General features: G+C 70.2%; 8 protein-coding genes and 2 pseudogenes. 3 read left to right on the top strand and 7 right to left on the bottom strand.

Annotated elements, in window-relative coordinates:
* A partial coding sequence (locus tag AB0D08_RS39880; RefSeq protein WP_359895251.1) for a beta-propeller fold lactonase family protein occupies positions 1 to 1,489 on the bottom strand: 1,489 nt, incomplete at its 3' end.
* A 440-nt stretch (positions 1,490 to 1,929) separates the two neighbouring features.
* On the opposite strand from AB0D08_RS39880, the pseudogene AB0D08_RS39875 reads away from it, so the two are divergent.
* Positions 1,930 to 2,811 (top strand): annotated as a pseudogene (locus AB0D08_RS39875) (NADP-dependent oxidoreductase).
* Between the two features lie 219 nt (positions 2,812 to 3,030).
* On the opposite strand, the gene AB0D08_RS39870 reads toward AB0D08_RS39875, so the two are convergent.
* The 3 genes from AB0D08_RS39870 to AB0D08_RS39860 form a co-directional block, all read right to left on the bottom strand.
* The gene (locus tag AB0D08_RS39870) at positions 3,031 to 3,222 is read right to left on the bottom strand and encodes a hypothetical protein (protein ID WP_033822052.1); all 192 of its coding nucleotides are present in this window, start codon (positions 3,220 to 3,222) and stop codon (positions 3,031 to 3,033) included.
* An 86-nt stretch (positions 3,223 to 3,308) separates the two neighbouring features.
* On the bottom strand, positions 3,309 to 3,809 hold the full coding sequence (locus AB0D08_RS39865) for an ATP-binding protein (protein WP_082526839.1): 501 nt from the start codon (positions 3,807 to 3,809) through the stop codon (positions 3,309 to 3,311).
* 238 nt (positions 3,810 to 4,047) lie between these two features.
* Complete coding sequence (locus tag AB0D08_RS39860) at positions 4,048 to 4,236, bottom strand: hypothetical protein (RefSeq protein ID WP_033822724.1); 189 nt, start codon at positions 4,234 to 4,236, stop codon at positions 4,048 to 4,050.
* A 266-nt stretch (positions 4,237 to 4,502) separates the two neighbouring features.
* Between AB0D08_RS39860 and AB0D08_RS39855 the strand changes: the two genes are divergently transcribed.
* Entirely contained in the window at positions 4,503 to 4,925 is a 423-nt protein-coding gene (locus tag AB0D08_RS39855) for a carboxymuconolactone decarboxylase family protein (RefSeq protein WP_033822725.1), read from the top strand.
* A 466-nt stretch (positions 4,926 to 5,391) separates the two neighbouring features.
* Positions 5,392 to 5,598: pseudogene (locus AB0D08_RS39850) on the top strand (hypothetical protein); the annotation flags it as partial.
* Between the two features lie 46 nt (positions 5,599 to 5,644).
* Here AB0D08_RS39850 and AB0D08_RS39845 read toward each other — a convergent pair.
* From AB0D08_RS39845 to AB0D08_RS39835, 3 genes are all read right to left on the bottom strand, one after another.
* Positions 5,645 to 5,770: a hypothetical protein gene (locus AB0D08_RS39845; RefSeq protein ID WP_359895255.1), complete on the bottom strand. Its 126-nt coding sequence runs from the start codon at positions 5,768 to 5,770 to the stop codon at positions 5,645 to 5,647.
* A 474-nt stretch (positions 5,771 to 6,244) separates the two neighbouring features.
* Positions 6,245 to 6,505: a transposase gene (locus AB0D08_RS39840; RefSeq protein ID WP_359895253.1), complete on the bottom strand. Its 261-nt coding sequence runs from the start codon at positions 6,503 to 6,505 to the stop codon at positions 6,245 to 6,247.
* Positions 6,506 to 6,556: 51 nt separating this feature from the next.
* On the bottom strand, positions 6,557 to 6,772 hold the full coding sequence (locus AB0D08_RS39835; RefSeq protein ID WP_051812780.1) for a hypothetical protein: 216 nt from the start codon (positions 6,770 to 6,772) through the stop codon (positions 6,557 to 6,559).
* Positions 6,773 to 7,089: the final 317 nt, after the last annotated feature.

Below are 7,089 nucleotides of genomic sequence, written 5' to 3'. Positions count from 1 at the left end.
GCGCCGGCCGGGCTCGTCGGCGAGCTGGTCCGTGAGCTGGCGCCCCGGCCCGAGCACCGCGCCTGCCTATCGGGTGTTTGCCGACGGGGATGGGGGATCCGACAGGCTGCTGGCTCGCGGTATCGATCACCGTTACCGTGCCGTCCGTCCGGTTGGTGACGTACGCACGGCCACCATCCGCACTGGTGGCGACGGCGCTCGGACCCCGCCCGCTGGGGATGCTCTCGCCACCTGAACGACCGGTGGTGGCATCGGCGTCGGCGATCCTTACGGAGTCTGTATAGGCGTCAGTGGTGTAGAGGCGACTCTCGCCAAGGGCGAAGGCGGCACCTCGCGGAACGGTGTGGAGGCTGTTGGGGAGCCGGGTGGCGGTGACGGTGTTGCTTGCGGCGTTGGCGACGTAGAGGTTGCCGGTCCAGGTGACGGCCGCACCGTAGGGGGCTTTGCCGGTCTTGATGGGATCGCCGACGGGCTTGTTGGTCGTGGTGTCGATGGCTGTGACGGAGTTCCCGGTCCTGCCGTTTGCCTCGGAGCCGTTGTTGGTGACCAGCAGGTGGTCGTTCCACGGAGTGAGGGTGACGGAGAAGGGCTGGTTTCCGACCGGGACCGGATCGCCGATGCTGCGGCCGGCCGCGGTGTCGATGACTGACACCGTGCCGGCGCCGTTGTTGGCGACGTAGGCGCGGCTCCCGTCCGGGGAGAGGGCGATCCCGGCGGGCTGGTTGCCGACCTTGATGGGTTCACCGACGGTGGTGTTCGTGGCGGTGTCGATCACCGACACCGTCCCGGCACCCGTATTGTTCGTGACGTACAGTCGGCTGCCGTCCGCACTGGTCTGCAGGAGGAACGGTGCGGTACCGGCCTTGACGGGCTCCCCGACCACCGTGTTGCTGGCGGTGTCGATGACCGATACCGTGCCGGCGCCGTTGTTGGCGACGTAGGCGCGGCTCCCGTCCGGGGACAGTGTGATCCCGAGCGGGCCGGCGCCGACCTTGACGGGCTGGCCCACGACGGTGTTCGTGGCGGTGTCGATCACCGACACCGTGCCGTCGGCGTTGTTCGTGACGTAGACCCGGCTGCCGTCCTTGCTGACCGCCGACCACGCAGGGTCGGCGCCGACCTTGACGGGCTGGCCCACGACGGTGTTCGTGGCGGTGTCGATCACCGACACCGTCCCGCCGAGCATGCTGGTGACATAGGCACGGCTCTCGTCCGGCAGCAGTGTGACCGAGTCCGGGTAGGCCCCGACCGGGATCGGATCAGCCGCCGCATCCTCGGCCGTGGCGTCCCCCGGCGGACCCGGCCGCTGGATCTCCTGCGAGACGGGCGGCTGAGGCTGAGGGCCGGGCCCGTCACCCTCGGGTGCCTCCGTCGGCGCCGACGCCGACGCCGCCTCCGCGGCTGCCGTCACCGGAGCATCGTCCTCCGACGCGGACGCGGACGCGGGAAACGCCACCACCGCCAGCGGCGATGCCAACGCGACAGCCACCGACAGCAACCGACGACGAGAACGGGGAAGCCGAGACATCGACACGAACCTGCACTCCTCAACAGTGATCTCGAACGAGCGGCACGATCCGCACAGGCAACATCCGGTCCGTACACCCTCCCCGCCGCACACTGCAGCAGGGACAAGCACGACCACACGGCCGCGTCCACACCACTACACTCCCGCCCACCGCCCACCCGCACCCACCAAACAGCCACACCACTGGGGGAACAACTCACCCGGCAGCTCCCGCCCCGGGTCTGTCCATTGAACGGCTCCGTCCCGTAATCGGTGGTTACCGAGTGTGACGGGTGTCGTTGACAGGTCATGCGAGATGTCAACGAGCTTGTGGGAACGGTGTTTTCAGGGTTGTCGCCGCTGGTGATCGAGGACGTAGTGGACGAGGGTGAGGTGATTCGGGTGGTGGCGGCCCCGAGACCCTGGTCGAGCGCGAGGTCGAGCGTCCGGTACCGGGCCTGAACGAGGTCCTGGTCCGGGTGCACGCGGCCGGGGTGAACCCGGTCGATTGGAAGAACCAGGGGCAGTGGCGCCCTCGTGGAGTGGAACGCCGTTCCGGCGGTCGGCTGGGATGTCTCTGGCACGGTCGAGGCCGTCGGCCCCGGGGTCGGTCTGTTCAGCCCCGGGGACGAGGTCTACGGGATGCCGCTGTTCCCGCGTCAGGCGGGTGCGTACGCGGAGTTCGTGGTGGCCCCGGCCCGCCATCTTGCCCGTAAGCCGGCCGGTCTGACGCACGTGGAGGCGGCGGCGTTGCCGTTGGCGGCGCTGACCGCGTGGCAGGCGCTGGTGGAGACGGCCGATGTGCGTCCCGGGGAGCGGGTCCTGCTGCATGCGGCGTCGGGCGGGTCGGGCATCTCGCGGTGCAGATCGCCAAGGCACGTGGTGCGTACGTCATCGGCACGGCCAGCGCGGGCAAGCACGACCTGGTGCGGGAGCTGGGTGCGGACGAGGTGATCGACTACCGGGCGGTGCGGTTCGAGGACGTCGTCTCCGATGTCGACGTCGTGCTGGACGGAATCGGCGCAGAGGCGGCCGAGCGTTCGCTGAAGGTGCTGCGGGAAGGCTGCCGGCTGGTCACCCTGCCCGGGCCCGACGACGTTCCGGCTGCCGGGGACGGGGTGCGGGCGGTGTGGGTCCTGGTGGAGCCGGACCAGCTCGGCCTGCGGGAGATCGCCGCGCTGGTGGAACGGGGCGAACTGAAGCCGGTGGCCGGGGCCGTCGTGCCGCTGGCCGACGCCGCCAAGGCTCACGAGCTGGGTGAGCAGGACCGTAGCACCGGCAAGATCGTCCTCGCTGTGGCCTGACGGCCTCGGCCCTTCAGCGGCGGGCGGGACGGCCGGGTTCGGGTCCCCGCGCGAGGTGTCCTGCCGGTCCGCCCTGGCTTGTCACCGGCGGCCGGTGTGAGTCCCGGACGGGTCGGCGTCTCTGCTGCCCCGGGCATCCGGGCCGACTGCGAGCCGTCGCCTCCGTGCGCGTTCCCCTCGGCCCCGCCACGTTGAGCGGGGCCGAGGGGAACACCTGTGTCAGACTGCCGCAGGAGTGAGCCGGTGCGTTTCGTCGACGATTTCGACGAACCGGTCCTCGAGGGCCGTCTGGTGCTGCCGGCCGTGGTGGGCGCAGAACAGCAGGGTGCCCTGGCCGAGCCGGGCGAGGAAGTAGGCCTGAGCGCCGCAGCGGTCGCATCGGTCCTGCGCGGTGAGTATGGGGTCTGTCATATCGGGCTGCTCCGTATCGGTTGTATGGGGTTGGCTCCGTGGCCCGGTCAGCGACAGGGCGGGTGGGTGGGCTGGGGTGGGGTGGTCTATGCGGCTATCGGCAGCTCCGCCCAGTGGGTGGCGTGTCCCGGACCGGGGGTGACTCCGTGGTCACTGGCCAGAGCCGTGACGATGAGGCTGCCGCGGCCGTGTTCATCGGGCGCGCAACTCGCGACCCAGTCACCGGGTTCCTGCGAGGCGCCGCCGTCGTCGACCGCTACCGACACGACCGCGTCGTTCTCGGGCATCTCCAGGTGGAGCGTAACGGGGGGCAGGGCATGCTCGACGGCGTTGGTGACCAGTTCGGAGACGACCAGGAGCGTCCTGTCCACGCAGTCATCGTCCAGGCCCCATGCCCGGAGGGTGTGCCGTGTCACGTCGCGGGCGGTGGTGGCTGCCCGCTCGTGGTGCGGCAATGACCACTGGCGTGACTCGTCGGCCTGCGGTCCCTCGATCACGGCCACCAGGCCGGGCCGGGGGCCTTCACCTGCGGCCGGACCGTGGTGGGGTGCCCGGTTGCCGGTATTGAGAGTGGCGGGGGCGGTCATGACAGTCACATCCGAGGAGTTCGACGGGGCGGACGATCTGGTTCCAAGCCTGCCTTTCCGGGACAGTGGCGGGGATCCCACGATCGGGCCGACGGCCGGGTGAAACCGCCGTCCTGCGGCAGGCCTGGTCGGTCGTGTACGAATGCCGGCCCCACCGGGCTCAGGCCGGCAGCAGTGGTTCCGGGCCGGCAGGCCGCCGACTCCCCCGGGCGTCCGCCTCGGGGATCTCGGACGCATGTCACAACATGGTGCGCCGGTCAGGGATGATCTCGTACAGGCCGGTGCCCAGCTTGCGGAAGCGGCCCCCCGTGGCTCGTGCGATCCGGGCCCGCCACACGTCCTGCCGGTCCGCAGCCAGTCCGTCGCGCATCTCCACATACACGCGGACCAGGGCTAGCTCCTGGTCGGTCAGGCCTCTTTCGGACATGGATCTACCTCGGCCGAGCGCACGACAACGATCCCTTCACTCTACGACCGCGTCCCTCCCGCCGCCGGTGCTGCAGGCGGCGTGCCACAGTGTGCGGATGCCTGGCAGGGGTGGACGAACCAGCCGACCGAAGGATCCGGCTCCGCTGCTGGGCGTTGCGCCGGTTACGGAGTGCATCCAAGTGCTTACGTTGGCCCTGTTCGCCACCTTCCCTCTCCGCCGGTGAGGGGCAGGGCAGGACCGTGGAACGATACGGGGAGATTGGCATGACCACTGACAGCGCAGCCGCACGTGACCGGCAGGAACGTTTCGAACAAGGCATGGACCTCCTTTCCCGGATCAACGGAGAGGCCGGCGAGCGGATGGTGGCCGCACTCGCGGACGTCTCCCCGGAACTCGCCCACCAGATCGCGGCCTGGGCATTCGCCGAGATCTACGCCCGCCCCGCGCTCCCACCCCGCGACCGCCAACTCGTCACCCTCGGCATGCTCACCGCCCTCGGCGGGTGCGAGCCCCAGCTGGAGGTCCACGTCAACTCCTCACTCAACGTCGGGCTGACCCCCGACGAGATCATCGAGGCGCTGCTCCACTCCACCGCCTACTGCGGATTTCCCAGGGCGATCAACGCCACTCTCACCGCGAAGCGCGTGTTCGTCGAACGGGGCCTGCTGCCCGCCCGCGATATCTGACGCCGCCACCTGGCGCCGCCGCGGCCCGCGGACCCGTGCGGGCCGCGAACTGCCGGGGTGCACGAACTGCGAGAATGATCCGGGCGCAGGCCGAAGCGCCGCGTCCGAGGCGGTGGCCCGTGGGGCGCGCCGCCCTTGCCTCCGCCGTCCCCGCCCAGCAGCACCCGCGGCCGGCGAATCCACCGGCGCACCGACCACGAGGCTTCCTCGGCCGACTCGGCCAGGGCCTCGACCGTCTCCTCGCGGGCGATGACCGCGCGCGGCGCGGCCTCATCCGCCTCGGCCACAGCAGCCTGAAGCCGCTCCAGCTCGCCCGCACTCCTCCGCCCGGGCCAGCAGCACCCGCTCGCGCCTCTCCAGCACCCCAGCACCGACGGCATCCACCACCACCTCCCCACACCCCGCACCCACGCGAGGCTCCGAGTACGCCTACCGACCGACAGCCACACACCTCACCTGGAAAAACGTGACCCTGCCTTCGGTTTGGGACTCGCTTCTGAGACATGACGCAGTGCGCAGTTCCGGCAGACATTCGTACGCCGGCAGCACTCCCAGCGCATCAGCCTCTGGAGTACCCGCAGAAGGACCGGTCAGGCAGCAGGTCAACCGGGTCACCAAGGCCCGCGACCTGCCGGTGGGGACGCTGGACGCGCTGTTCGCAACGTACGCCGAGGGCCGCGCTCGGCTCCTCGGCCAGGAAGACGTCAACGTCGTCCTGCTCAACCAGGCCGTGACCGCCCACCGGGCCTGCGGGCGGCGGAGATCGCGGCCTCGCCGAGCGCGCCGCGCAGCCAGGGGTTGCCCTTGCCGGTCTTGCCGGAGGTGTTCTCGTTGCCGGACTGGATGGTGCGTGGGGACGGTTTCGCCCGAGAGATCAGGTGCCCGGGGGTCGGGAAGACCGCGGCGAGGTCGGGTCCCGGTCTCGGCGAGGATCACCTGCGCGGTGCTGGGCCCGATGCCGGGGATCTCGTCGGGGCGCTCGGTGTCGGACATCGGCACCAGCACCCCCTGCCCCGTGCCGTCCGTCGGATCGGTGTCGGTGAACGCGGTGGGTGCGTGGTCGGCGAACAGGTGCGTGATCCGGGAGGCGAGCTTGTCGATCCGCGCGGTGAGGTGGTCGGTCATGTCGAGCAGTGTGCGCATCATGAAGGAGTGGCGCTCCTCGAACCCGCCGCGCAGGGCCCTCGGCCGGCTGGGGCGGGGACGCCTTCACGGTGCCGTGCGCGAGGGAGGCCAGCGCGAGCGGGGACCGCTCGCCGGTGATCAACGCTCGAGCATTGCCCGGCCCGAGACGCCGTAGATGTCCGACAGCGCCGTGGTCAGCTTGATCCGGGCACCTCCAGGAGCTCCTCGCCGCGCTGCTTGTGGCGGGTCCGCCCATGGGTGAGCACCGCGCGGGTGCGGGTCAGGTCCCGCAACTCGCGGACCGGTTTCGGTAGCGCGAACGCGCCCCGCAGCATGCCGCGTTCGGCGAGCTTGGCCAGCCACACCGAGTCGAGCCTGTCCGTCTTCGGGCAGTCTGGGACGTTCTTCACGTCCCGGGCGTTGACCGGGCAGGAGTCCAGTCCACGGGCCTCCAGGGAAGAACTACGGCTTTCAGTACGTCGAGGTCGCCTCCTTGATCACCTGGGTCACGCCCTGACAGACCAGGTGATCGGCCAGGGCCAAAATCGCCCCGAGGTCACCGCGCAGAGCGAGACCCGCTGCACCCGCCGACCCGAGCCGTCGTCGTGTGGGACCCGCACGCACACCATCCCCGACGCCTTGGGGATGTCGATCGCCGAAACCCGCTCCACGAGCTCGGCAGACAGCTCCACTCCCACATCGACGCTTGCGGTGTCCGACACCGGCGTCCCTCCCTCACCTCTCGAACCGGCACCGCGAAGCGGTTCCCACCCACAGGGGCCGAGGGGAAAGCAGAATCTGACCGGCGTGCTCGAAGGCAACAGCGCATGGCCCCTCAACAGTCCCCGCACCAGACTGACCTACGGGCTCAACATCCCAAGAGGACAACGGAGTCGGCGGACGGACACCCCGTACATGCCTTTCACGCACGCAGGCCGAGCTCGGGGCCGATTATCCGTTCGTTCGGGGGATGGGGCTGGGGGTGGGTGGTGTGAGGCTGGCTGTGCGAAGGCTGTCGAGGGGCGCCTGTGTTTCTTGA

This window comes from Kitasatospora sp. NPDC048540, assembly GCF_040651175.1.
Taxonomy (GTDB): domain Bacteria; phylum Actinomycetota; class Actinomycetes; order Streptomycetales; family Streptomycetaceae; genus Kitasatospora.
Note: the sequence above shows the minus strand (reverse complement) of the source record. Positions and strands in the feature narration are given on the sequence as shown.